A 23,632-nucleotide genomic window follows, 5' to 3' on the forward strand; every position below is an offset into this window, starting at 1 on the left:
GAGGGACAACCCTAAAAACATGTCGGAAACTTCGGTGCGTCTGACAGATCGCAGTTTCTGTGGCGAGGGGATTTATCCCCGCTGGGCTGCGCAGCAGCCCCAAGGTAGCCAACTCAAATTTACCTGACACACCGCGCTGTCAGGTTTTAGGGCCGCTTCGCACCCCAGCGGGAGCAAGCTCCCTCGCCGCAATGGCCCGTTAGTCCCAGTCTCGGGTGACCGCCCGTCAACATCGAAAAATAAAATAAAAAAATCCCACCTTCAGAAATTGCCTACAGATGAATACCAATTCACACCGTAGGGGTTGTCGCAGGCGGCGATCTTTGCTGTTGAATTCCCAGCCTCTAATACCACTTCAATCCCACCCCTCAAAAACCATCGAAATACACCGGTAAACCCTGGGAAAGCGGCGTTGACATGGTATTCAAGTGGTATTAGCTTCCACCCCAATTACCGAGCGACAACAATTCAACAACGTATCGGACATCGATATGAACGACATCCTGGCCCTGCGCCCTGACGACACCCAACCCACGCCGCTGTACCTGCAGCTGGCGCGTAACCTGGAGACGGCGATTCATGCCGGCCAATGGAAAGCCGAGCAGGCGATGCCGTCCGAGCGCAGCTTGAGCGAGCAACTGGGCATTTCCCGGGTCACCGCCCGCAAGGCCCTGGAAGTGTTGTTCGAACAAGGCCTGATCCGCCGTAACCAGGGTTCGGGCACCTTCATCACCCCGCGCCTGGAGCAGCCGCTGTCACGCTTGAGTGGCTTCAGCGAGATGCTGCGACTCAAAGGCTTCGTGCCCGGCTCCCAATGGCTGGAACGGGAAATCACGCCGCCGACCCACGAAGAACTGATCCGCCTGGGCCTGTCGCCCACCGACAAGGTCGCGCGGCTCAAGCGCCTGCGCAAGGCCGATGACACGGTCATGGCCATCGAGATGAGCACCCTACCCGCCAGCATCATCCCCAACCCCCAGGCAGTGGGCGACTCGCTCTATGAATTCCTCGACGGCATCGGCAAACCCGTGGTGCGCGCCCTGCAACACATCCAGGCCATCAACGCCTCGGACGAATTCGCCGCCCTGGTGGGCATCGCCCCCGGCACCGCCATGTTGCTGATGACCCGGGTCGGTTACCTGGAAGACAACACCCCCATCGAAGTCACCGACACCTATTGCCGCAACGACTACTACGACTTTGTCGCCGAGCTGCGGCGCTAGACGAGCAGAGAATTTTCATGTCCGAAGACAACATCCTCACCCCCGACGGCTGGGTTCGTGGCCGCCTGCTCCATGAGCACGGCAAGGTCGTGTCCATCGAAGGCCAGCCTTGCGATCCGGCCAGCAACGACCTGCCCTACCTGCTGCCCGGTTTCATCGACCTGCACGTCCATGGCGGAGGCGGCAAGGACATCATGCAAGGCGCCTCGGCGTTCGAAACCATCGCCCGCACCCATGTGCGTTTCGGTACCACCGCGCTGCTGGCCACCACCATGACCGCGCCCAGCGAAGAGATCGCCAGCGTGCTCCAGGCCCTCGGCGAATTCTGTGAACAACGCCCGAGTAGCAGCGCCCGGGTCCTGGGCGTGCACTTGGAGGGCCCTTACATCAATCCCGGAAAACTGGGCGCCCAACCGAATTTCGCGCACACCGCGTTGCTGGCCGAGGTGGAGCGTTACCTGGCCCTGGCACCGATCCGGGTGATCACCATCGCCCCGGAAATTGCCGGTCACGACGCCTTGATCCGCGCCCTCAGCGCCCGGGGCGTGCGCATGCAGATCGGTCATACCCTGGGCAGTTATGAAGAAGGTGTCGCGGCGCTGGCCGCCGGGGCCACCAGCTTTACCCACTTGTACAACGCCATGAGCCCGCTGCATCACCGCGAGCCAGGCATCGTCGGCGCGGCCCTGGCCCACGCCCGTTATGCCGAGCTGATCCCCGACTTGCTCCACGTGCACCCCGGCGCCATGCGCGTGGCCCTGCGTTCGATTCCCTGCCTGTATTGCGTCACCGATTCCACCGCCGCCGCCGGCATGCCCGACGGCGAATACAGGCTGGGCAGCCATACCGTGACCAAGTGCCTGGGCGGTGTACGCCTGGCCGACGGCACACTGGCCGGCAGCACCCTGACCATGGACCAGGCCCTGCGCAACCTGGTGAAAATCGGCTTGCCCCTCGCCGAAGCCTCCCAGCGCCTGTCGCAGTTCCCCGCCGACTATCTCGGCCTGCCCGAGCGCGGCCGCCTGCAACCCGGTGCCTGGGCCGACTGCGTACGCCTGGACCGTTACCTGACCCTGACCGACGTGACGGTCGAAGGAGAAGCCATTGACTTCAAAAATGCTTGAAGAGGCCCTGGCCTCGTCCCAGGCCGTCGAGCGCCAGTTGCAGCAGCTGGACCCTACGCTGGTGGAAATCGCCGGGCGCCTGCGCCGCCAACCGCCGCAGGTAGCGATGACCGTCGCTCGCGGCAGCTCCGATCATGCCGCCAGCTACTTCGCCTACCTGACCATGCAGCAACTGGGCTTGCCGGTGGCCTCGTTGCCGATGTCGGTGGTGACCATGCAGCAGGCCCCGCTCAAGGTCAGTGGACAGGTGGCGTTCGGCTTTTCCCAGTCGGGACAGAGCCCCGACCTGGTGAACAGCCTGCGTCTGCTGCGCAAGCGCGGGGCCCTGAGCGTGGCCTTGGTCAACGCCGTCGATTCGCCCCTGGAAGCGGCCTGCGAATTCAGCGTGCCGCTGTGCGCCGGCGTCGAAAGCAGCGTCGCCGCCACCAAGAGTTTCATCGCCACCCTCAGCGCCAGTGCGCGGCTGGTGGCGCACTGCAAGGGCGACGCCGAGTTGCTGGAAGCCGGTAGCGCCCTGCCCGAAGGCTTGCGCGAGGCTGCCCGGCAGGATTGGCACCGCGCTGTCGAAACGTTGCGCGACTGTCAGCGATTGATGGTCATCGGCCGGGGCGCCGGGTTCGCCATCGCCCAGGAAGCGGCGCTCAAGTTCAAGGAAACCTCGGCGATCCAGGCCGAGGCCTTCAGCAGTGCCGAGGTCCGCCATGGGCCGATGGCCTTGATCGATGAAAACTACCCGTTGCTGGTGTTCGCGCCCCGTGGCGCCGAGCAGGCCGGCGTGTTGAGCCTGGCCGCGGACATGCGCCAGCGCGGTGCCCGGGTCGTGCTGGCGGCACCCGATGACATCGTCGAACGCGACCTCACGCTGACCCGTGCCGAACACCCGGCCCTGGACCCGATCCTGGCGATCCAGAGCTTCTACACGATGGCCGCGAACCTGGCGGCGGCCCGGGGCCTGGACCCGGACCATCCGCGGCACCTGAGCAAGGTCACCCGAACCCACTGATACGACGGCTTTCCTTCAATAACCAGGCTGACAAGCGTCTGACGAGAGCACCCCATGCCCAACAACAATAACGAGCTGATCCTCAGCGCCCCCCTCAGCGGCCCGGTGCTCACCCTCGCCAACGTCCCGGACGCGGTATTTGCCAGCGGCGCCATGGGCGACGGAATCGCCATCGACCCGCTGAACGATACCCTGCACGCGCCCTGTGACGGCGAGGTGATCCATGTCGCCCGCAGCGGCCACGCCGTGACCCTGCGAGCCGATAACGGTGTCGAATTGCTGCTGCACCTGGGACTGGATACGGTGGAGCTGCAAGGCGACGGCTTCTCCATGCTGGTCAAGGAAGGGGCACGGGTCAGCCACGGCCAGCCGCTTTTGCGCTATGACCTGGACAAGGTGGCGCAACGCTGCAAGAGCCTGGTCAGCCTGATGGTGGTCACCAATGGCGACCGTTTCCAGGCACGGCCTATCACGCTCAAGGGCGTCAAGGTGGGCGAACCGCTGTTGAATATCGTCGCCAAGGCGCCCCGCGAAGCAGAGGCCGATGACCCTGGCACCGCGCTGCAAGTCTATGGCGAAGTTCGTATTGCCCACCGCGGCGGCCTGCATGCGCGGCCCGCGGCACTCATCCGCCAGACGGCCCAAGGCTTCAAGAGCCGCTCGCACCTGCATTTCGGCGGTAAGTCGGCGTCCTGCGACAGTGTCATGGGGCTGATGGGCCTCGCCGTCACCGAACAGGCGCAAGTCCGGGTCAGTTGCCGGGGCAGCGATGCCGAAGCGGCGCTACAGGCTTTGCTGCTGACCTTGTCCACCGCCCTGGCCGAGGACGACCATGCAGCGGCGCCGGTAGTACGACCACAGGTGCGCCCCGCCGAGGACGGCGTGCTGCACGGTGTCTGCGCCGCCCCGGGGCTGGTGGCCGGGCCATTGGTCCAGCTGGGGGCGATCGAGTTGCCGCCGGACCTGGGTGGGCATGATGTCCAGGCGCAGCGTCGGCACCTGGAGGCCGCGCTCAAGCATGTCAGCGACGAAATCCAGCACACCCTGCAACAGGCCCGGGCCCGGCGCAATCGTGACGAAGAGGCCATTTTCGGAGCCCATCTGGCGCTGCTGGAAGACCCCGTGCTGCTGGACGCCGCCTATCAGGCCATCGACCAGGGCAGCGCCGCGCCCCATGCCTGGAGCCAGTCCATCGACGTGCAATGCCAGGTCCTGCAACAATTGGGCAGTACCTTGCTGGCCGAACGCGCCAATGACTTGCGCGACCTGCGCCAGCGCGTCCTGCGGGCGTTGCTGGGCGAGGCCTGGCAACTGGAAGCGGCGGCCGGCGCCATCGTCGCCGCGCAGGAGCTGACCCCGTCGGATCTGCTGGCGCTCAGCGCCCAGGGCGTGGCCGGCGTGTGCATGGTCGAAGGCGGGGCGACCTCCCATGTCGCGATCCTCGCCCGAGGCAAAGGCCTGCCGTGCCTGGTGGCCTTGGGCGATGCCCTGTTGACTCAGGAACAGGGCCAGGCCGTGGTGCTGGACGCCGACAACGGTCGTCTCGAGCTGACGCCGAGCGCCGAACGCCTGGCCCAGGTGCAGCAGGCACAAGCCCGGCAAGCCACCCGTCGCGGCGAGCAACAGGCCCTGGCCCACCTGCCGGCGCAGACCATCGATGGAATGCACGTCGAGGTGGCCGCCAACGTGGCCTCCAGCGCCGAAGCAGCCCTGGCCTTGGCCAATGGTGCCGACGGCGTGGGCCTGTTGCGCACCGAGTTCCTCTTCGTCGACCGCCACACCGCGCCCGACGAAGAGGAACAACGCCAGGCCTATCAAGCCGTGCTCCAGGCCATGGGCGACAAGCCAGTGATCATCCGCACCATCGACGTGGGCGGCGACAAACAGCTGGACTACCTGCCACTGCCGTTCGAAGCCAACCCGGTGCTCGGCCTGCGGGGCATTCGCCTGGCCCAGGTGCGCCCGCAACTGCTGGACTTGCAATTGCGGGCCTTGCTGCAAACCCGTCCGCTGGAGCGTTGCCGGATCCTGTTGCCCATGGTCACCGAAGTCGACGAGCTGCTGCACATCCGCCAGCGTCTCGATGCCCTGGGCGCCGAGCTGGGCCTGGAGGAGCGACCGCAACTGGGTGTGATGATCGAAGTGCCGGCCGCCGCGTTGCTGGCCGAACAGTTGGCCGAACACGCGGATTTCCTGTCCATCGGCACCAACGATCTCTCGCAATACACCCTGGCCATGGACCGCGACCACGCAGGCCTCGCCGCCCGGGTCGACGCCCTGCATCCGGCGCTGCTGCGGCTGATCGCCCAGACCTGCGCAGGCGCGGCGAAGCACGGGCGCTGGGTCGGGGTCTGCGGCGCCCTGGCCTCCGATCCGCTGGCGACACCCGTACTGATCGGGCTGGGTGTGCGCGAACTGTCGGTAAGCCCGCCGCAGATCGGTGAAATCAAGGAGCGTGTGCGTCACCTCGACGCCACGCAATGCGCCTGCCTGAGCACCGAACTGCTGAACCTCGGCAGTGCCCAGGCCGTGCGCCGTGCCTGCCTCCAACACTGGCCCCTGGGCTGAGCCCCCTCGAAGAACAACAAGGAGAGACGCCATGTACCAGCATTTCATCGAAGGGCTGCAACGCCTCGGCCGGGCCCTGATGCTGCCCATCGCGATCCTGCCCATCGCCGGCCTGTTGCTGCGCCTGGGTGACACGGATCTTTTGAACATCGCCATCATCCACGATGCAGGCCAGGCGATTTTCGCCAACCTGCCGATGATCTTCGCCATCGGCATCGCGGTGGGTTTCGCCCGAGACAACAACGGCACGGCAGGCCTGGCGGGGGCCATCGGCTATCTGGTGATGATCGCGACCCTGAAGGTGCTCGACGCCAGTATCAACATGGGCATGCTGGCCGGGATCATCAGCGGCTTGCTGGCCGGCGCGCTGTACAACCGCTTCAAGGACATCAAACTGCCCGAGTACCTGGCATTCTTCGGCGGCCGGCGCTTCGTGCCGATTGTCACCGGGTTCAGCGCCGTCGGCCTGGGGGTGGTGTTCGGATTGATCTGGCCGCCCATCCAGGCCGGGATCAACGGCTTCGGCGCCCTGCTGATGGAGAGCGGCAGTTTCGGCGCATTCGTGTTCGGCGTCTTCAACCGCCTGCTGATCGTCACCGGGCTGCACCACATCCTCAACAACATGGCCTGGTTCATCTTCGGCAGCTTCACCGACCCGCAGACCGGCGCGGTGGTCACCGGCGACCTGACCCGCTACTTCGCCGGCGACCCTAATGGCGGCCAGTTCATGACCGGCATGTTTCCGGTGATGCTGTTCGGCCTGCCCGCCGCGTGCCTGGCCATGTATCGCAACGCCCTGCCCCAGCGACGCAAGGTCATGGGCGGGATCCTGTTGTCCATGGCGCTGACGTCGTTCCTTACCGGGGTGACCGAGCCGGTGGAATTCGCCTTCATGTTCCTGGCGCCCCTGTTGTTCCTGCTGCACGCCCTGCTCACCGGGCTGTCCATGGCGATCACCGACTGGCTGAACATCCGCCTGGGCTTCACGTTTTCCGGCGGTTTCATCGACATGGTGCTGGGCTGGGGCAAGTCGAGCAACGGCTGGCTGGTGGTGCCGGTGGGGCTGGTCTATGCGGTGATCTATTACACGGTGTTCGACTTCTGCATCCGCCGCTTCGACCTCAAGACCCCGGGCCGGGAAGATGTGCCGGCAATGGACAAGCCGGTCGTTGCCCAGCACCAGCGGGCCGGGGCCTATATCCAGGCACTGGGTGGCGCCGACAACCTGATCACCGTGGGCGCGTGCACCACCCGGCTGCGACTGGACATGGTGGACCGCAACAAAGCCAGCGATGCGCAACTCAAGGCCCTGGGCGCCATGGCCGTGGTGCGTCCTGGCAATGGCGGGAGTCTGCAGGTGGTGGTAGGGCCAATGGCCGACAGCATCGCCGATGAAATCCGCCTGGCACTGCCTGCCTCCGACCGCCATGCCAGCACTGGCGCGGCCACTGCGAACGAGACGGCGGCCACGCCCGTCGTGCCCGCCGCCGAAGCCCGGCAATGGATGGATGCGCTGGGTGGCGAGGGCAACGTGTTGCAACTCGACTGCGTGGCGATGAGCCGGTTGCGGGTGCGCCTGGCCGATGGCAGGCAATTGTCGGAAAGCCAACTGCGGACGCTGGGATGCCAGGGGGTCAGTGCCTTGGAAGGAGGCGTTTGGCACCTGTTGCTGGGGGAGAAGGCGCCGACGTTGTGGCAGGCGCTGGAAGCGATGGTGCTGAGCCGTCAGGCGGATGTGAAAGCCTAGACCCCAATCCCTCGCCACAGGTCCATGCCTGCAGGTAGGTGCTGGTTTCAACTTTTGCCGCACCCAATAAAATGTATGGTCAGCCCTTCTCCTGCAACCTCATGGGCTGTTTTCGGTAAAGCTGGCTTGCGCTAATGTATCCGGGCTCGTTGTGAGCGTTGCTGCAACAACGCTCGGCCCTCGATGAGTAGCCGCTCCCGACTGTCCTGAAAAAACCCTCAGCTTCTAAAGCTGATTTTATTGCCAGGTTCTCAGTCGGGCCGTTTGCCGTTTACTGTCATCAGTCAGTGACGTCGCAAAAGCCGGTGGTAACGCTGTGCATTCAAGCGTTCGGATGTGGGTCGTACTGGCCGCCTTTGGCCAGTACCGCCCACACGATTCGCGCCAGTTTGTTTGCTAGCGCACACGCGACGACATTGGAGTGGCGACGCGTCAGTAGCTCTCGAACCCAAGGCCCCAAGGCGTCCTCTCGCTTATCGATATGCTGAATAACGGATCGCGCGCCCTGTACCAGCAATTGGCGGATGTGCTTGTCGCCACGCTTGCTGATCCCCAGAAGCACCGTCTTCCCACCCGTCGAATACTGCCTCGGCACCAGCCCCAGCGAAGCGGCAAAATCGCGTCCACTTCGATAGTTCGACGCATCGCCCACATCCGCCAATACCGCACTGGCGGTGATTGGGCCGATGCCAGGAATACTCTGCAAACGATTTCCGGCATCGTCTTCTTTCAACTGCTGTTTCAGGTCGGACTCGATGTCCTTGATTTCATCATTCAGCTGTTGGATTTGACGATGAAGACGCATCACCACGCTCTTTAGGCGCAATGGAACCGGATGTTGTGGATCGTCCAGCAGCGCTGGCACGCGGTTCAACGCCGTTGCGCCAATGGGCAGGCTGATCCCGAATTCCAGCAAAAAACCATGAATCTGATTGGTCGCGACGGTGCGATGGCCAATCAAGGAATCTCGGACACGATGCAAAGCTGAAAGCGTTTGTTGCTCTGCGGTTTTAATCGAGCAGAAGCGCATCGCGGGGCGGCTCGCCGCCTCGCAAATCGCTTCGGCATCAATGAAGTCGTTTTTGTTGCCTTTGACGAACGGCTTAACGTATTGCGGGGCAATCAGTTTTACCTCGTGGCCCAATGCCTCAACCTGTCGAGCCAGCCAGTGGGCACCGCCACACGACTCCATCACCACCGTGCAGGCCGGCAGTTGGGCCAATGTGCCGAGCAATTGGCTGCGGCTGGTTTTCTTGCGCAAAACCTGATGACCTTTGGCGTCCTGGCCGTGCAGATGGAAACTGTGTTTACCAATGTCGATGCCGAGAAGCGTCATCGTGTTCATGAGAGATCCTCCGCCGAAAACGAGAAAAGCCCTGCAAGCGTAAACCTGCAGGGCTTCTCGGTCAGGCTGACCATCTCATTAAACCCGCTGAATCCGTCAGCGGGTTTTTCATTTCAACGGCCAGGGGGATCAGAAATCCTCCAGCCGCCACACTTCATACGCCGGTGTCTCGTAGGGGTGGCTCTGTTTCAGCGCCTCCACCACCGCGCGGATCAGCTCATCGGCCACGACAAGCTCCACCTTCCATTCCTCGACCTGCTCGACCTGTCCCGCCTCGCCGATGAACGGCTGGCTGCCGGCCAACGGACGGAACTGGCCAAGGCCCAGCACTTGCCAGGCGCAGTGGTCGTAATCGCCGATTCGCCCACCACCCGCGGCGAATACGGCGCTCTTGACCAGGTCTACATGGCTGGCCGGGACGAAGAAGCAGAGCTTGTACACGGCCTCAGTTCACCCAAACGCGGGCGTTGCGGAACATGCGCATCCACGGTGCGTCTTCGCTCCAGTCGTCCGAACGCCACGAGTTCTGCACGGCGCGGAACATACGCTCCGGGTGCGGCATCATGATCGTGACGCGGCCGTCGCGGCTGGTCAGGCCAGTGATCCCGCGTGGCGAACCGTTCGGGTTGGCCGGGTAGGTCTCGGTGACCTTGCCATGGTTGTCGACGAACCGCAGCGACACGCAACCGGACAGGTCGGCTTCGAGCAGCGCTTCCTCGCTTTCGAATTCCGCATGGCCTTCGCCGTGGGCGATGGCGATCGGCATGCGCGAACCGGCCATGCCCTGCAGGAAGATCGAGTTCGACTCCTGCACCTGGACCATGGCCACGCGGGCTTCGAACTGCTCGGAACGGTTGCGCACGAAGTGCGGCCAGAATTCACTGCCCGGGATCAGCTCGTGCAGGTTGGAAATCATCTGGCAACCGTTGCACACACCGAGGGTGAAGCTGTCGTTACGCTCGAAGAAGCCCTGGAAGGCATCGCGGGCGCGGCTGTTGAACAGCGCCGACTTGGCCCAGCCTTCACCGGCACCCAGCACGTCGCCGTAGGAGAAACCGCCACAGGCGACCAGGCCCTTGAAGTCGTTCAGGTCGACACGACCGGCCAGGATGTCGCTCATGTGCACGTCGATCGCGTTGAAGCCGGCGCGATCGAATGCCGCCGCCATTTCCACCTGGCCGTTGACGCCCTGCTCGCGCAGCACCGCCACTTGCGGGCGAATGCCTTTCTTGATGTAAGGCGCGGCCACGTCTTCGTTGACGTCGTAGCTGAGCTTGGCGCTAAGGCCAGGGTTGTCTTCTTCCAGCAGCACGTCGAATTCCTGGTCGGCGCACTCGGCGTTGTCCCGCAGACGCTGGATCTGGTAGCTGGTCTCTGCCCACTGACGCTGCAACAGGCGGCGCTGGCCTTCGAAGACCGTATCGCCGTTGAAGGTGATGTTGATGTGGGCGTTGTTGATCGGCTGGCCGATCACCGAGACACACTCGGCCAGGCCCGCTGCGCTGAACTGGGCGAGGATGTCCGGAGTGGCGTCCTGGCGCACCTGGATCACCGCGCCCAGTTCTTCGTTGAAGAGGATGGCCGGGATCTCGGCGGCGGTTTCGGCGACGCTGTCGAGGGTCAGGCTCAGGCCGCAATGGCCGGCGAAGGCCATTTCCACCACGGTGGTCAGCAGACCGCCGTCGGAACGGTCGTGATAGGCCAGCAGGTGGCCGTCGGCATTGAGGCCCTGGATCACGGCGAAGAACGCCTTCAGGTCTTCGGCGTCATCGACGTCCGGTGCCTGCTTGCCGAGCTTGCCATGCACCTGGGCGAGAATCGAGGCGCCCATGCGGTTCTGGCCACGGCCCAGGTCGATGAGGATCAGGTCGGTGGTGCCCTTGTCCATGCGCAGCTGAGGGGTCAGGGTCTTGCGGATGTCGGTCACCGGGGCGAAGCCGGTCACGATCAGCGACAGCGGCGACGTCACGCTCTTGTCCACGCCGTCTTCGTTCCAGCGCGTGGCCATGGACATGGAGTCCTTGCCCACCGGGATGGTGATACCCAGTTCGGGGCACAGCTCCATGCCGACGGCCTTGACGGTGTCGTACAAGCGGGCATCTTCACCCGGATGGCCGGCGGCGGACATCCAGTTGGCCGACAGCTTGATGTCGGAGATCTTGCCGATGCGCGACGCCGCCAGGTTGGTCAGGGTCTCGCCGATCGCCATGCGGCCCGACGCCGGGGCATCCAGCAGCGCCAGCGGCGTACGCTCGCCCATGGCCATCGCTTCACCGGTGTAGACGTCGAAGCTGGTGGCGGTCACGGCAACGTCGGCCACCGGCACCTGCCATGGACCGACCATCTGGTCACGGGCCACGAGGCCGGTGATGGTGCGGTCGCCGATGGTGATCAGGAAGCTCTTGCTCGCCACGGCCGGGTGGTGCAGGACACGCTCGATGGAATCGGCGATGTCCAGGGTCGAAGGGTCGAAATCGTCGCCCAGCTCGTTTTCGCGCACGGCCGAACGGTGCATGCGCGGCGCCTTGCCCAGCAGGACTTCCAGTGGCATGTCCACCGGGCTGTTGCCGAAGTGGCTGTCGGTGACGGTCAGCTGCGGCTCGGCGGTGGCTTCGCCGACCACGGCGAACGGGCAACGCTCGCGTTCGCAGATGGCCTTGAAGCGCTCGAAGTCGGCCGGGCCCACCGCCAGGACGTAGCGTTCCTGGGATTCGTTGCTCCAGATTTCGTGCGGGGCCATGCCCGGCTCGTCATTCGGGATATTGCGCAGTTCGAAGCGACCGCCGCGGCCGCCGTCGTTGACCAGCTCCGGGAAGGCGTTGGACAGGCCACCGGCGCCGACGTCGTGGATGAAGCTGATGGGGTTGTGCTCGCCCAACTGCCAGCAACGGTCGATGACCTCCTGGCAACGGCGTTCCATTTCCGGGTTTTCCCGCTGGACCGAAGCGAAGTCCAGGTCGGCCGAGCTGGTGCCGGTGGCCATGGAGGACGCAGCGCCGCCGCCCAGGCCGATCAGCATGGCCGGGCCGCCGAGGACGATCAGCTTGGAGCCGACCACGATCTCGCCTTTCTGCACGTGTTCGGCGCGGATGTTGCCCATGCCGCCGGCGAGCATGATCGGCTTGTGGTAGCCGCGCACTTCTTCGCCACGCGGGGTGGTGATGGACTGCTCGAACGTGCGGAAGTAGCCGGTCAGGGCCGGACGGCCGAATTCGTTGTTGAACGCGGCGCCGCCCAGCGGGCCTTCGATCATGATGTCCAGGGCGTTGACGATGCGTTCAGGCTTGCCGTACGGCTTTTCCCAAGGCTGTTCGAAGCCGGGGATCTGCAGGTTCGACACGGTGAAGCCGGTCAGGCCGGCCTTGGGCTTGGCGCCACGGCCGGTGGCGCCTTCGTCGCGGATCTCGCCGCCGGAACCGGTGGACGCGCCCGGGAACGGGGCAATCGCGGTCGGGTGGTTGTGAGTCTCGACCTTCATCAGGATGTGCACCGGCTCCTGGACCGCACCGTACTGGCGGGTCTCGGGATTCGGGAAGAACCGGCCGGCGACATTGCCGACGATCACGGCGGCGTTGTCCTTATAGGCCGACAGTACGCCTTCGTTGTGCATCTGATAGGTGTTCTTGATCATGCCGAACAGGCTTTTTTCCTGGCTCTGGCCGTCGATGTCCCAACTGGCGTTGAAGATCTTGTGGCGGCAGTGCTCGGAGTTGGCCTGGGCGAACATCATCAGTTCGATGTCGTGGGGATTGCGCTTCAAGCCCTGGAAAGCGTTGACCAGGTAGTCGATCTCGTCCTCGGCCAGGGCCAGGCCCAGTTCGGCGTTGGCTTTTTCCAGTGCGGCACGCCCCCCGCCCAGCACGTCGATGGCGGTCAGGGGCTTGGGTTCGGCGTGGCTGAACAGGCCGGCAGCCTGCTCCAGGTCGCCCAGCACCACCTGGGTCATGCGATCGTGCAGGCCGTCGGCGATCAGTTGGGCCTCGGCCTCGCTGAACTCACCGGCGACATAGAAGGCAATGCCACGTTCCAGGCGCTGGATTTTCGACAGGCCGCAGTTGCGGGCGATGTCGCTGGCCTTGCTCGACCAGGGCGAAATGGTGCCGAAACGCGGCAGGACCAGGAACAGACGACCGGTCGGCTCCTGGACGGGAACGCTGGGACCGTACTTCAGAAGGCGCGCGAGCACCTGCTGTTCGTCGCCGGTCAAACCGCCGGTGACTTCGGCGAAGTGAGCGAATTCAGCATACAAGCCACTGACAGCCGGAACCTTCTGGCTCAGTTGCTCAAGGAGTTTGCTGTGGCGAAAGGCAGAAAGGGCAGGAGCGCCGCGCAGGATCAACATCTTCGGGACAGCCTCGGGAAGGGGTGTGCTTTGAGGCCGTGCATTCTAGCCTAAACCGCCGCTGACGGCACCCGAAACGGCATGTCCGATACAGCCCGAATATCGGTCTTTGCCTTTACGGTGCCATCAGCCACGGGTTCCCGGGGTCCCACGGGATATATTTTTCAGCGTTCCGATCCCCGGCGCACGCCGGCCGGCCGGTGTTGCGGACATGTTTTGCAATCGCTAGCAGACTGGCCTGTCACTGTCGAGATATGGCGGTAAGGGCCGTTTGCGTATACTGCGCAGATGTTTTCCCCAACGGCTTTGCGTCCGCGATATGCCAGATGGCTGATCGCAACCGGACTCTTCCTGGTGCTCAGTGGCTGTGTTGAGAAACCCAACACACTGGAGCGCGTAAAGGAGGATGGCGTGCTGCGGGTGGTTACCCGAAACAGCCCTGCCACCTACTTCCAGGATCGCAACGGTGAAACCGGCTTCGAATACGAGCTGGTGAAGCGCTTCGCCGACGATTTGGGGGTGGAGCTGAAGATCGAGACCGCCGACAACCTCGATGACCTGTTCAGCCAGATCGGCAAGCCCAATGGCCCGGTCCTGGCCGCCGCCGGTCTGGTCAGCAGCGACCAGCGCAAGAAACAGGTGCGGTTTTCCCATTCCTACCTGGAAGTCACCCCCCAGGTCATCTATCGCAACGGCCAGTCACGCCCCACCGACGCGGCGGCCCTGGCGGGCAAGAAGATCATGGTGCTCAAGGGCAGCACCCACGCCGAACAGCTGGCACAGCTGAAACAGCAGTACCCGGGCATCGAATACGAAGAGTCCGACGCGGTCGAGGTGGTCGACCTGCTGCGCATGGTCGACGAAGGCCAGATCGACCTGACCCTGGTGGACTCCAACGAAGTGGCCATGAACCAGGTGTACTTCCCCAACGTCCGCGTGGCCTTCGACCTGGGCGACGCCCGCAGCCAGAGCTGGGCGGTGGCCCCCGGCGAAGACAACAGCCTGCTCAACGAGATCAACGGCTACCTCGACAAGGTGCAGAAGAACGGCACCCTGCAGCGCCTGAAGGATCGCTATTACGGCCACGTCGATGTCCTGGGCTACATGGGCGCCACCACGTTCGCCCAGCACCTGCAGCAGCGGCTGCCCAAATACGAACAGCACTTCAAGACCTACGCCAAGAAGGAAAAGATCGACTGGCGCCTGCTGGCCGCGATCGGCTACCAGGAATCGCTCTGGCAACCGGCGGTCACCTCCAAGACCGGCGTGCGCGGCCTGATGATGCTGACCCAGAACACCGCCCAGGCCATGGGCGTGTCCAACCGCCTGGATCCGAAGCAGAGCATCATGGGGGGCGCCAAGTACCTGGCCTACATGAAGGAACAGCTGGACGAGAGCATCCAGGAACCGGACCGCACCTGGTTCGCCCTCGCCGCCTATAACGTGGGCAGCGGTCACCTGGACGATGCCCGCAAGCTGGCGGCCAAGGAAGGTTTGAACCCGAACAAATGGCTGGACGTGAAGAAGATCCTCCCACGCCTGTCCCAGAAACAGTGGTACAGCAAGACCCGCTACGGCTACGCCCGGGGCGGCGAGCCAGTGCATTTCGTAGCGAACATCCGTCGCTACTACGACATCCTGACCTGGGTCACGCAGCCGCAGCTGGAAGGCAACCAGGTGGCCGAGGGCAACCTGCACGTACCGGGCGTCGACAAGAGCAAGCCGAACCAGGAAAGCCCGCAGCTTTAGTGAAGTCGCCACAATCTCTGTGGGAGCGAGCTTGCTCGCTCCCACAGAGATTGTGGCTGGCTCAGGACTTGGCGGCAGCCAGGATCAGCGCTTTCATTTCCGATACAGCCGATTTGAACCCGACAAACAACGCATGGGCCACCAGCGCATGGCCGATGTTCAGTTCGTTGATGCCCTTGATGGCCGCCACGGCCTCGACGTTATGGTAGTGCAGGCCATGACCGGCGTTGACGATCAGGCCCTGGGCCAGGCCGAAGGTGACGCCATCGGCCACCCGCTGCAGTTCATCGACCACATCGCCGGGGGTTTCGGCATCGGCATAACGACCGGTATGCAATTCGATAGCAGGCGCGCCGACCCGCCTGGACGCTTCGATCTGGCGCTCGTCGGCGTCGATGAACAGCGACACCTCGGCCCCGGTCTTCGACAGCCGCTCCACGGCGGCCTTGATCCGCGCTTGCTGTCCCGCCACATCCAGGCCACCCTCGGTGGTCAACTCCTGGCGCGTCTCCGGAACCAGGCAGATGTGCGCCGGACGGATGCGCTCGGCGAACGCCATCATTTCCTCGGTCACGCCCATTTCGAAGTTCATGCGGGTCTGCAGCACATCCTTGAGCAGCAGCACATCACGTTCCTGGATATGGCGCCGGTCCTCGCGCAAATGCACGGTGATGCCGTCAGCCCCCGCCTCCTCGGCGTCCAGCGCGGCCTTGACCGGATCCGGGTAACGGGTACCGCGGGCCTGGCGCAGGGTAGCAACATGGTCGATGTTCACGCCGAGAAGAATGCGATTGCTGGTGCTCACGAAAAGCGCTCCTGAATGGACAGATATTCGGCCCACAGCATACGGGTTGATCAGGGCTTGCGAAACAGCTCGCGACTGACCAGGGGCCGACCGCCCAGATGAACAGCCAGGGCCTGGCGCATCAGGCGCTTGGCTGCAGCCAAGGCACCCGGCGCGCTCCAGTCAGCCTCCGCCATGGCCAGGAGCTCGGCCCCGTTGAACAACCCGGGCTGCAACAGATGGACCTGCTCCAGGCCTGCGTCCACCTGCAGGCGATACAGGCCGTCGGCAATGATGGGCGCACCATGCAGATCGGTATCCAGGGCGAAACCGTAGCCCAGGTCATCCAGCAGGCGCCACTCGAACGAACGCAGCAAAGGCTCCAGTGGACGACCTTCGGCCAGGGCCAGCAGGGTTGCGGTGTAGTGATCGAACACCGCCGGATGGGGGTCTTCGGGAGGCAGCAGGCGAATCAGCAGCTCATTGAGGTACAGGCCGCTGAACAGCGCTTCGCCATTGAGCCAGGCCGCGACCCCGTTGCTTTCCATGCGGCCGACATTCTTCAGCTCGCCCCGACCGCGAAATTCGACTTCCAGCGGCACGAAAGGCCGCGCCAGCGTCCCGGCCTTGCCCCGCGCCCCACGCAACACCGCCCGCAGCCGCCCTTGCGGCGTGAGGAAGTCCACCAGGGCACTGCTTTCGCGATAGGCGCGGCTGTGGAGGACGTAGGCGGATTGAGCGATGGGTTGGGTTGGGGACATGGAAATCAGAGTTCTCGATAGACAAACAGCGTTTTTCTACAACCCCAAACCAATGTGGGAGCGGGCTTGCTCGCGATAGCGCTCTGTCAGTCAACATCCATGTTGAAGATCAGGCCCTCATCGCGAGCAAGCTCGCTCCCACAATGGCTCTTGGTACATCCAGTCAGCTGATCAGAGGTCGCCGTAACCCAAAGAACGCAGCGCCCGCTCATCGTCGGACCAGCCGCCTTTCACCTTGACCCACAGGTTGAGCATGATCTTGGAGTCGAACAGCAGTTCCATGTCCTTGCGCGCCTCGGTGCCGATGCGCTTGATGCGCTCACCCTTGTCGCCAATGATGATTTTCTTCTGGCCGTCACGTTCGACGAGGATCAGCGCATGGATGTGCAGGGTCTTGCCCTGTTGCTTGAACTCTTCGATTTCCACGGTGATCTGGTAGGGCAGCTCAGCGCCCATCTGGCGCATGATCTTCTCGCGCACCAGCTCCGCGGCGAGGAAACGGCTGCTGCGGTCGGTGATCTGGTCTTCAGGAAAGAAATGATCGTTTTCCGGCAGGTGCTCGGCAATCACCCGCTCCAGCGCATCGAGGTTGTGCCCGTGCTGGGCGGAGATCGGAATGATCTGTGCGTTGGGCAGCTGTTCCTGCAACCAGGACAGGTGCGGCATCAGCTCGGCCTTGTCTTCGATGCGGTCGGTCTTGTTCAGCGCCACGATCAGGGGGCCGGTCACGTACTGGACACGCTCGAGCACCATCTGGTCTTCTTCGGTCCACTTGGTGCGGTCGACCACGAAGATCACCACGTCGACATCTTTCAGCGCCGCCGAGGCGGTCTTGTTCATGTAGCGGTTCAGGGCCTTTTCGCCGCCCTTGTGCATGCCGGGGGTGTCGACGTAGATCGCCTGCACGTCGCCTTCGGTCTTGATGCCCAGCATGTTGTGACGGGTGGTCTGGGGCTTGCGCGAGGTGATCGCCAGCTTCTGGCCCAGGATGTGGTTCAGCAATGTGGACTTGCCCACGTTCGGCCGGCCGACGATGGCGACATAGCCGCAACGGGTAACGGTTGTATCAGTCATTGCCATTCTCCACGCCCAGGGCGATCAGTGCTGCGGCGGCCGCTACCTGCTCGGCAATACGGCGGCTCACGCCCTGGCCCCGGCTTTTTTCATTCAGTAGGACGACTTCGCACTCGACGAAGAAGGTCCGGCAATGCGGCTCGCCCTGGATATCCACGACTTCGTAGCGTGGCAGTTCGCAACTGCGCGATTGCAGGAACTCCTGCAAGCGGGTCTTGGGATCCTTGTTGGTGTCCACCAGCGTCAGGCTGTCGATTTCCGAGGTCAGCCAGGCCAGCACACGCTCCCGGGCCTTTTCCATGCCCGAATCCAGGTAGATCGCACCGATCAGGGCTTCCAGGGCGTCGGCCAGGATCGACTCGCGCCGGAAACCACCGCTTTTCAGTTCACCGGAACCCAGACGCAGGTATTCGCCCAGGTCGAAACCGCGGGCCAGTACGGCCAGGGTCTCACCTTTTACCAACCGTGCGCGCAAACGCGACAACTGGCCTTCGCGGGCCAGGGGAAAACGCTCGAACAGCGCCTCGCCGGCCACGAAGTTGAGAATGGCATCGCCGAGGAATTCCAGGCGTTCGTTATTGCGCCCGGCAAAACTGCGGTGAGTGAGCGCCAGGAGCATCAGCTCCTGGTCCTTGAAGGTGTAGCCGAGCTGGCGCTCGAGGCGGCTTAGAGAAACGCTCACGGTTTACCCACGCTGAGTTCGTGGCTGGATTCCACCGCCACGACGGCAAGGCACCGCGGGCTTGGGACAAATAACGCTGTGTTCAAAAATGACGTCCTGACTATCGTTGGCGCCTTGTGCAGGCTCCAGAAATGCATTCGGCGCTGTGTTCAACAGCGCCGTGTGTGTTTACTTGATCAGCCCGACCCGCGAGAAATTCGGCAGGTGACTGAGTTTGGGTTCCGGCCAGCTCATCCAGACCGCGAAGGCCTTGCCGACGATATTCCGGTCGGGAACCATGCCCAGCATGTCCCGGGGAATGTTCGGGTCATCCCAGTAGCGACTGTCGTTGGAGTTGTCGCGGTTGTCGCCCATCATGAAATAGTGCCCGGCCGGCACGGTCCACGAATGGTCCGGCGTGGCACGGTAGCGGCTCATTTCCTTGCGGATCAGGTGTTCGGCCTCGCCGAGCTTTTCCTGATACAGCTCGGCGCTGCCCAGCGTGCCAGGCTCGGAGCCGATCAACTGCTCGGCCACCAGTTCGCCATTGACGTAGAGTCGCTTGTCGGCCGTGTAGCGGATCCTGTCGCCCGGCAGGCCAACCACCCGCTTGATGTAGTTGACGTTCGGGTCGCTCGGAAAGCGAAACACCATGACGTCGCCGCGTTGCGGGTCACCCACCTCGATGACCTTCCTGTCGATCACCGGCAGGCGGATTCCGTAGGAGAACTTGTTCACCAGGATGAAGTCGCCCACGTCCAGGGTCGGCTTCATCGAACCCGATGGGATCTGGAAAGGCTCCACCAGGAACGAGCGCAGCACCAGCACGATGAACAGCACCGGGAAGAACGACTTGCCGTATTCCACCAGCAGAGGTTCCTTGCCGAGCTTTTCGACCACCACACCATCAGGCTGGCTGACGCTGCCCTGATAGGAGGCGATGGCGGCCCGGCGCCGGGGCGCCAGGAACAACAGATCGAGCAACGCCAACAGGCCGCAGACGAATACGGCGATAACCAGCAACAGCGGGAAATTTAGCGACATAGGACCTAACTATCCAACCTGAGCACCGCAAGGAAGGCTTCCTGTGGAATCTCCACGTTACCGACCTGCTTCATGCGTTTTTTACCGGCCTTCTGCTTTTCCAACAGCTTGCGCTTACGGCTCACGTCGCCGCCGTAGCATTTGGCCAATACGTTCTTTCTGAGCGCCTTGACGGTTGTACGCGCCACAATCTGCCCGCCAATGGCGGCCTGGATTGCCACGTCGAACATCTGCCGCGGAATCAGATCCTTCATCTTCTCGGTCAACGCACGACCTTTGTAGTGCGCGTTGTCACGGTGCACGATCAATGCCAGGGCATCCACCTTGTCGCCGTTGATCAGCACATCCAGCTTCACCAGATTAGCCGATTGGTAGCGATCGAAATGATAGTCCAGAGAAGCATAGCCGCGACTGGTGGATTTCAGGCGATCGAAGAAATCCAGCACCACTTCGTTCATGGGCAGATCGTAGGTCACTTGCACCTGGGTACCGAGGAACAGCATGTCGTGCTGCACGCCACGCTTCTCGATGCACAGGGTAATGACGTTGCCCAGGTGCTCCTGGGGCACAAGGATGTTGGCGCGCACGATCGGTTCGCGCATGTCCTCGATCGACGACAGGTCCGGCAGCTTGGAAGGGTTGTCGACGTAGATGGTTTCGCCGGTCTTGAGCAGCAGCTCGAAGATTACCGTTGGCGCCGTGGTGATCAGGTCCAGGTCGTATTCGCGCTCCAGGCGCTCCTGGATGATTTCCATGTGCAGCATGCCCAGGAACCCGCAGCGGAAGCCGAAGCCCAGGGCGTCGGAGCTTTCCGGGGTGTACTGTAGCGACGAATCGTTGAGGGTCAGCTTCTGCAGGGCTTCGCGGAAGTCCTCGAAGTCATCGGAACTGACCGGGAACAGGCCCGCATAGACCTGGGGCTGGATCCGCTTGAAGCCTGGCAGCACATCGACGTCGGGGGTGGAACTCAAGGTCAGGGTATCGCCTACCGGCGCCCCGTGGATGTCCTTGATGCCGGCGATGATGAAGCCCACTTCACCGGCCTTGAGGTCGGTGGTGGCGGTGTGTTTCGGATTGAAGACGCCGACGCTGTCCACCAGGTGGACCTTGCCGGTGGACTTGACCAGGATCTTGTCGCCCTTTTTCACGCGGCCATGGCGCACGCGAACCAGGGAGACCACGCCCAGGTAGTTGTCGAACCAGGAGTCGATGATCAACGCTTGCAGCGGATCCTCGATATTGCCGGTGGGCGCGGGAATGGTGCTCACCAGGCGCTCGAGCACCTCGTCCACCCCCAGGCCGGTCTTGGCGCTGCAGGTGACCGCGTCGGTGGCGTCGATCCCGATGATCTTCTCGATCTCTTCCTTGACGCGCTCCGGTTCGGCCTGGGGCAGGTCGATCTTGTTCAGGACCGGCATGACCTCCAGGCCCTGCTCGATGGCGGTGTAGCAGTTGGCGACCGACTGGGCCTCGACGCCCTGGCCGGCATCGACCACCAGCAACGCACCTTCACAGGCCGCCAGCGAGCGGCTGACTTCGTAGGTGAAGTCGACATGGCCCGGGGTGTCGATGAAGTTCAGCTGGTAGGTAATGCCGTCTTTGGCCTTGTAATAGAGGGTGACGCTGTGGGCCTTGATGGTAATCCCGCGCTCACGCTCCAGGTCCATGGAGTCCAGGACCTGGGCTTCCATTTCGCGTTCGGTCAGGCCGCCGCACATCTGGATGAAACGATCAGCCAGCGTCGACTTGCCATGGTCAATGTGGGCGATGATGGAGAAATTGCGGATATGACTCAAATCACTCACGGATCAACACTCAAAAAGGCTGCAGGCAAGGCCCGCCGAAAAATAGCCGGGAATTGTACCTGATACGGACGCCATTGTGGCGAGGGGATTTATCCCCTCGCCACAAGCCTGCTCGTCACAGGAATCGGGGTCAACCGGCCCGGCGCAGCAGCCAGAGCCCGGCCAGGGCACAGACACCGGCCGGCACCAGCACCGCGAGCAGCGGCGGGAAGCCGAACACCAGGCTCGATGGCCCCAGCAGGTCCTGGGCGATACGGAAGGTGAAGCCCACCAGCACACCGGTAAACACCCGCTGGCCGAGGGTCACCGAACGCAGCGGGCCGAAGATGAACGAGATCGCCATCAGGACCAGGGCAGCGGTGACCAGCGGTTGCAGCACCTTGACCCAAAATGCCAGCCAGTAACGGCCGTTGTTCAGGCCCTGGTCGGCCAGGTAGTGGATATACCCCCACAGGCCGGTGATCGACAGGGAGTCCGGGGCCATGACCACGGTGCTCAGCAATTGCGGGCTCAATGCCACATCCCAGCGTTCCTGAGGAGCCGCGACCACTTCGGTGCGCTTGTCATGGAACACGGTGGTGGTGACGTCGCTCAGCTGCCAGTGATCCTCGACGAAGGTGGCGCGTTTGGCGAAGCTCGACGACAGCATGTGCCGCTGGTCGTCGAAGCGATAACGGGTCACACCGTACAGGACGCCGTTTGGCTGGACCGAGTTGATGTGGATGAACTCGTCGCCCTGGCGATGCCAGAGGCCGTGCTTGGCGCTTTGCGCATCACCGCCGCCCTGGGCCAGGGAGCGATTGGCCTGAGCGGTGTTCTCGGTGGCCGGGGCGATGTATTCGCCGATCAGCACCCCCACCAGCATCAATACCAGCATGGGTTTCATGACCGCCCAGACGATCCGACCGATGGACACGCCAGCGGCACGCATGATCGTCAGCTCGCTGTTGCTGGCCAGGCTGCCCAGGCCGATCAGGCAGCCGATCAGCGCGGCCATCGGCAGCATGTCGTACAGGCGTCGTGGCGCGGTGAGCAGCACGTAGCTGGCCACGTCCATCAAGGTGTAGGTGTCGCTGACGTCGCCCATCTCGTCGACGAACGCGAACAGGGTCGCCAGGCCGAGGATGATCCCCAGCACCGCGAGGATCGCCATGAACACGCTGCTACCGATGTAGCGGTCGAGCTTAACCATGGGCCACCTCCCGCGCGCTGCGGCGACTGGCCAGTTTCAGGCGCAGCGGCTCCCAGTAGAGCAGCCCCAGGCCGATGGCCAGGAAGATCCCATGCACCCACCACAACCCCAGCAGCGGCGGGATCTTGCCTTTTTCCAGGGCGCCGCGGGCGGAAATCAGGATGGTCAGGTAAGCCATATACAAAAGAATCGCCGGCAGCAGCTTGAGGAAACGGCCCTGGCGCGGATTGACCCGAGCCAGCGGGACCGCCATGAGGGTCACGATAAACACCAGCAACGGCAGCGACAGGCGCCATTGCAGCTCGGTGCGGGCGCGGATGTCATTGTTGCCCAGCAGGCTGGAGGTCGGCATCGCGTCACGGTCAGTGACCTCTTCGCTGACCTCCGGCTTGGGTAGCAGCACGCCATAGGTGTCGTACTTGATGGCCCGGTAATCGGCCTGTCCAGGCTTGCCGTCGTAGCGGTAGCCGTTCTCCAGGATCAGGTAGCGGTTGCCGTCGGGGTTGATCTGCTGGCGCCCCTTCTCGGCCACCAGCACGGAGATGCCGCGGTCCTTCTTGCTGTCCGAGGACAGGTTCTTTTGCGTGATGAACACCCCGCCCAGGTCCACCCGGTCATCCGAAAGCTGCTCGGTGTAGGTGACACGGGTACCGTCGCGCAAGGCCTGGAAGCGTCCCGGCACCAGGGTATCGAACTCGGTCAGGGCATCCTGCTGGTTGATCAGCAGCTGGAACTGATTGGCCCCCTGGGGCGCCAGGCTCAGGCTCAGCCAGGCCACCAGCAGCGCCACCAGCGCAGCCGGAAACAGGGTGATACGAAACAGTCGCTGCTGGCTCATGCCGGTGGCCGACAACACGGTCATCTCGCTGTCCAGGTACAGGCGACCGTAGGCCAGCAGAATGCCGAGGAAAAGCCCCAACGGCAGGATCAACTGCAGGAAGCCGGGCAGGCGGAACCCCATGATCAAAAACAGCGAGCCCGGATCCAGGGCACCGGAGGCCGCCTGGGCCAGATATTTGATGAAGCGCCCGCTCATGATGATGACCAGCAGCACGGCGCTGACAGCGCTCAGGGTCAGCAGGACTTCGCGGGACAGGTAACGAAAGACGATCAAACCAGACACTCCAGGGTTGTCAGGCTAGGTTTTGCAGGAAAACGCCTGCGTGGCGATTTTCGTACAAACCCTAAGGCGGCCAAACAAGCAAACGTA

17 protein-coding genes are annotated in these 23,632 nt (G+C 63.3%); 6 read left to right on the forward strand and 11 right to left on the reverse strand.

What is annotated here, in order from left to right; translation table 11 throughout:
- The first annotated feature begins 491 nt into the window (after window positions 1-491).
- The 5 genes from AC1M7R_RS05790 to nagE are packed head-to-tail and all read left to right on the forward strand — an operon-like array spanning window position 492 to window position 7,665.
- Entirely contained in the window at window positions 492-1,223 is a 732-nt protein-coding gene (locus AC1M7R_RS05790) for a GntR family transcriptional regulator (RefSeq protein WP_490610293.1), read from the forward strand.
- Between the two features lie 17 nt (window positions 1,224-1,240).
- Window positions 1,241-2,347 (forward strand): N-acetylglucosamine-6-phosphate deacetylase, encoded by a 1,107-nt coding sequence (gene nagA / locus AC1M7R_RS05795; protein WP_072395394.1) that lies wholly within the window; start codon window positions 1,241-1,243, stop codon window positions 2,345-2,347.
- Complete coding sequence (locus AC1M7R_RS05800; RefSeq protein ID WP_123397838.1) at window positions 2,328-3,350, forward strand: SIS domain-containing protein; 1,023 nt, start codon at window positions 2,328-2,330, stop codon at window positions 3,348-3,350. Before nagA ends, AC1M7R_RS05800 begins: the two co-directional genes overlap by 20 nt.
- 54 nt (window positions 3,351-3,404) lie before the next feature.
- Window positions 3,405-5,918, forward strand: a complete 2,514-nt coding sequence (gene ptsP, locus AC1M7R_RS05805; RefSeq protein WP_072432103.1) for a phosphoenolpyruvate--protein phosphotransferase — start codon at window positions 3,405-3,407, stop codon at window positions 5,916-5,918.
- A gap of 31 nt (window positions 5,919-5,949) precedes the next feature.
- Window positions 5,950-7,665, forward strand: a complete 1,716-nt coding sequence (nagE, locus tag AC1M7R_RS05810) for an N-acetylglucosamine-specific PTS transporter subunit IIBC (RefSeq protein ID WP_072432102.1) — start codon at window positions 5,950-5,952, stop codon at window positions 7,663-7,665.
- A gap of 322 nt (window positions 7,666-7,987) precedes the next feature.
- Here the strand turns inward: nagE and AC1M7R_RS05815 are convergent, their stop codons facing one another.
- The 3 genes from AC1M7R_RS05815 to purL all read right to left on the reverse strand — a co-directional run bounded on the left by AC1M7R_RS05815 (window position 7,988) and on the right by purL (window position 13,352).
- Window positions 7,988-9,010 (reverse strand): IS110 family RNA-guided transposase, encoded by a 1,023-nt coding sequence (locus AC1M7R_RS05815; RefSeq protein ID WP_165887294.1) that lies wholly within the window; start codon window positions 9,008-9,010, stop codon window positions 7,988-7,990.
- A gap of 129 nt (window positions 9,011-9,139) precedes the next feature.
- On the reverse strand, window positions 9,140-9,451 hold the full coding sequence (locus AC1M7R_RS05820) for a YqfO family protein (protein WP_072431580.1): 312 nt from the start codon (window positions 9,449-9,451) through the stop codon (window positions 9,140-9,142).
- 4 nt (window positions 9,452-9,455) lie between these two features.
- Entirely contained in the window at window positions 9,456-13,352 is a 3,897-nt protein-coding gene (gene purL / locus AC1M7R_RS05825; protein ID WP_072397201.1) for a phosphoribosylformylglycinamidine synthase, read from the reverse strand.
- A 288-nt stretch (window positions 13,353-13,640) separates the two neighbouring features.
- Here purL and mltF point away from each other — a divergent pair, with 288 nt between their 5' ends.
- Window positions 13,641-15,101, forward strand: coding sequence for a membrane-bound lytic murein transglycosylase MltF (gene mltF, locus AC1M7R_RS05830; RefSeq protein WP_072397199.1), 1,461 nt, complete (start codon window positions 13,641-13,643; stop codon window positions 15,099-15,101).
- 61 nt (window positions 15,102-15,162) lie between these two features.
- Here the strand turns inward: mltF and pdxJ are convergent, their stop codons facing one another.
- The 8 genes from pdxJ to lptF all read right to left on the reverse strand — a co-directional run bounded on the left by pdxJ (window position 15,163) and on the right by lptF (window position 23,536).
- The gene (pdxJ, locus tag AC1M7R_RS05835; protein WP_490610294.1) at window positions 15,163-15,906 is read right to left on the reverse strand and encodes a pyridoxine 5'-phosphate synthase; all 744 of its coding nucleotides are present in this window, start codon (window positions 15,904-15,906) and stop codon (window positions 15,163-15,165) included.
- A gap of 50 nt (window positions 15,907-15,956) precedes the next feature.
- Entirely contained in the window at window positions 15,957-16,646 is a 690-nt protein-coding gene (gene recO, locus AC1M7R_RS05840; protein ID WP_072397176.1) for a DNA repair protein RecO, read from the reverse strand.
- A 171-nt stretch (window positions 16,647-16,817) separates the two neighbouring features.
- Window positions 16,818-17,720, reverse strand: coding sequence for a GTPase Era (gene era, locus AC1M7R_RS05845; RefSeq protein ID WP_030139611.1), 903 nt, complete (start codon window positions 17,718-17,720; stop codon window positions 16,818-16,820).
- Window positions 17,713-18,402 carry a ribonuclease III gene (rnc, locus tag AC1M7R_RS05850; protein WP_072397174.1) on the reverse strand — a complete coding sequence of 230 codons (690 nt, stop codon included), beginning with the start codon at window positions 18,400-18,402 and terminating at the stop codon, window positions 17,713-17,715. Before rnc ends, era begins: the two co-directional genes overlap by 8 nt.
- Window positions 18,403-18,570: 168 nt before the next feature.
- Window positions 18,571-19,425, reverse strand: a complete 855-nt coding sequence (gene lepB, locus AC1M7R_RS05855) for a signal peptidase I (RefSeq protein WP_072431579.1) — start codon at window positions 19,423-19,425, stop codon at window positions 18,571-18,573.
- A 5-nt stretch (window positions 19,426-19,430) separates the two neighbouring features.
- Window positions 19,431-21,230 (reverse strand): translation elongation factor 4, encoded by a 1,800-nt coding sequence (gene lepA / locus AC1M7R_RS05860; protein WP_072397170.1) that lies wholly within the window; start codon window positions 21,228-21,230, stop codon window positions 19,431-19,433.
- A gap of 130 nt (window positions 21,231-21,360) precedes the next feature.
- Entirely contained in the window at window positions 21,361-22,422 is a 1,062-nt protein-coding gene (lptG, locus tag AC1M7R_RS05865) for an LPS export ABC transporter permease LptG (RefSeq protein ID WP_072397168.1), read from the reverse strand.
- Complete coding sequence (gene lptF / locus AC1M7R_RS05870) at window positions 22,415-23,536, reverse strand: LPS export ABC transporter permease LptF (protein ID WP_072397166.1); 1,122 nt, start codon at window positions 23,534-23,536, stop codon at window positions 22,415-22,417. Before lptF ends, lptG begins: the two co-directional genes overlap by 8 nt.
- Between the last annotated feature and the right edge of the window lie 96 nt (window positions 23,537-23,632).

It is taken from the genome of Pseudomonas sp. MS01C9, from assembly GCF_058202755.1.

Excerpts from the sequence above, each read along its gene's own strand:
- nagE (WP_072432102.1), top strand. The coding sequence starts at position 5,950 with ATGTACCAGCATTTCATCGAAGGGCTGCAACGCCTCGGCCGGGCCCTG.
- mltF (WP_072397199.1), top strand. The coding sequence starts at position 13,641 with ATGTTTTCCCCAACGGCTTTGCGTCCGCGATATGCCAGATGGCTGATC.
- lptG (WP_072397168.1), bottom strand. The coding sequence starts at position 22,422 with ATGGTTAAGCTCGACCGCTACATCGGTAGCAGCGTGTTCATGGCGATC.
- purL (WP_072397201.1), bottom strand. The coding sequence starts at position 13,352 with ATGTTGATCCTGCGCGGCGCTCCTGCCCTTTCTGCCTTTCGCCACAGC.
- nagA (WP_072395394.1), top strand. The coding sequence starts at position 1,241 with ATGTCCGAAGACAACATCCTCACCCCCGACGGCTGGGTTCGTGGCCGC.
- AC1M7R_RS05790 (WP_490610293.1), top strand. The coding sequence starts at position 492 with ATGAACGACATCCTGGCCCTGCGCCCTGACGACACCCAACCCACGCCG.
- ptsP (WP_072432103.1), top strand. The coding sequence starts at position 3,405 with ATGCCCAACAACAATAACGAGCTGATCCTCAGCGCCCCCCTCAGCGGC.
- recO (WP_072397176.1), bottom strand. The coding sequence starts at position 16,646 with ATGTCCCCAACCCAACCCATCGCTCAATCCGCCTACGTCCTCCACAGC.
- era (WP_030139611.1), bottom strand. The coding sequence starts at position 17,720 with ATGACTGATACAACCGTTACCCGTTGCGGCTATGTCGCCATCGTCGGC.
- AC1M7R_RS05815 (WP_165887294.1), bottom strand. The coding sequence starts at position 9,010 with ATGAACACGATGACGCTTCTCGGCATCGACATTGGTAAACACAGTTTC.
- lepB (WP_072431579.1), bottom strand. The coding sequence starts at position 19,425 with ATGTCGCTAAATTTCCCGCTGTTGCTGGTTATCGCCGTATTCGTCTGC.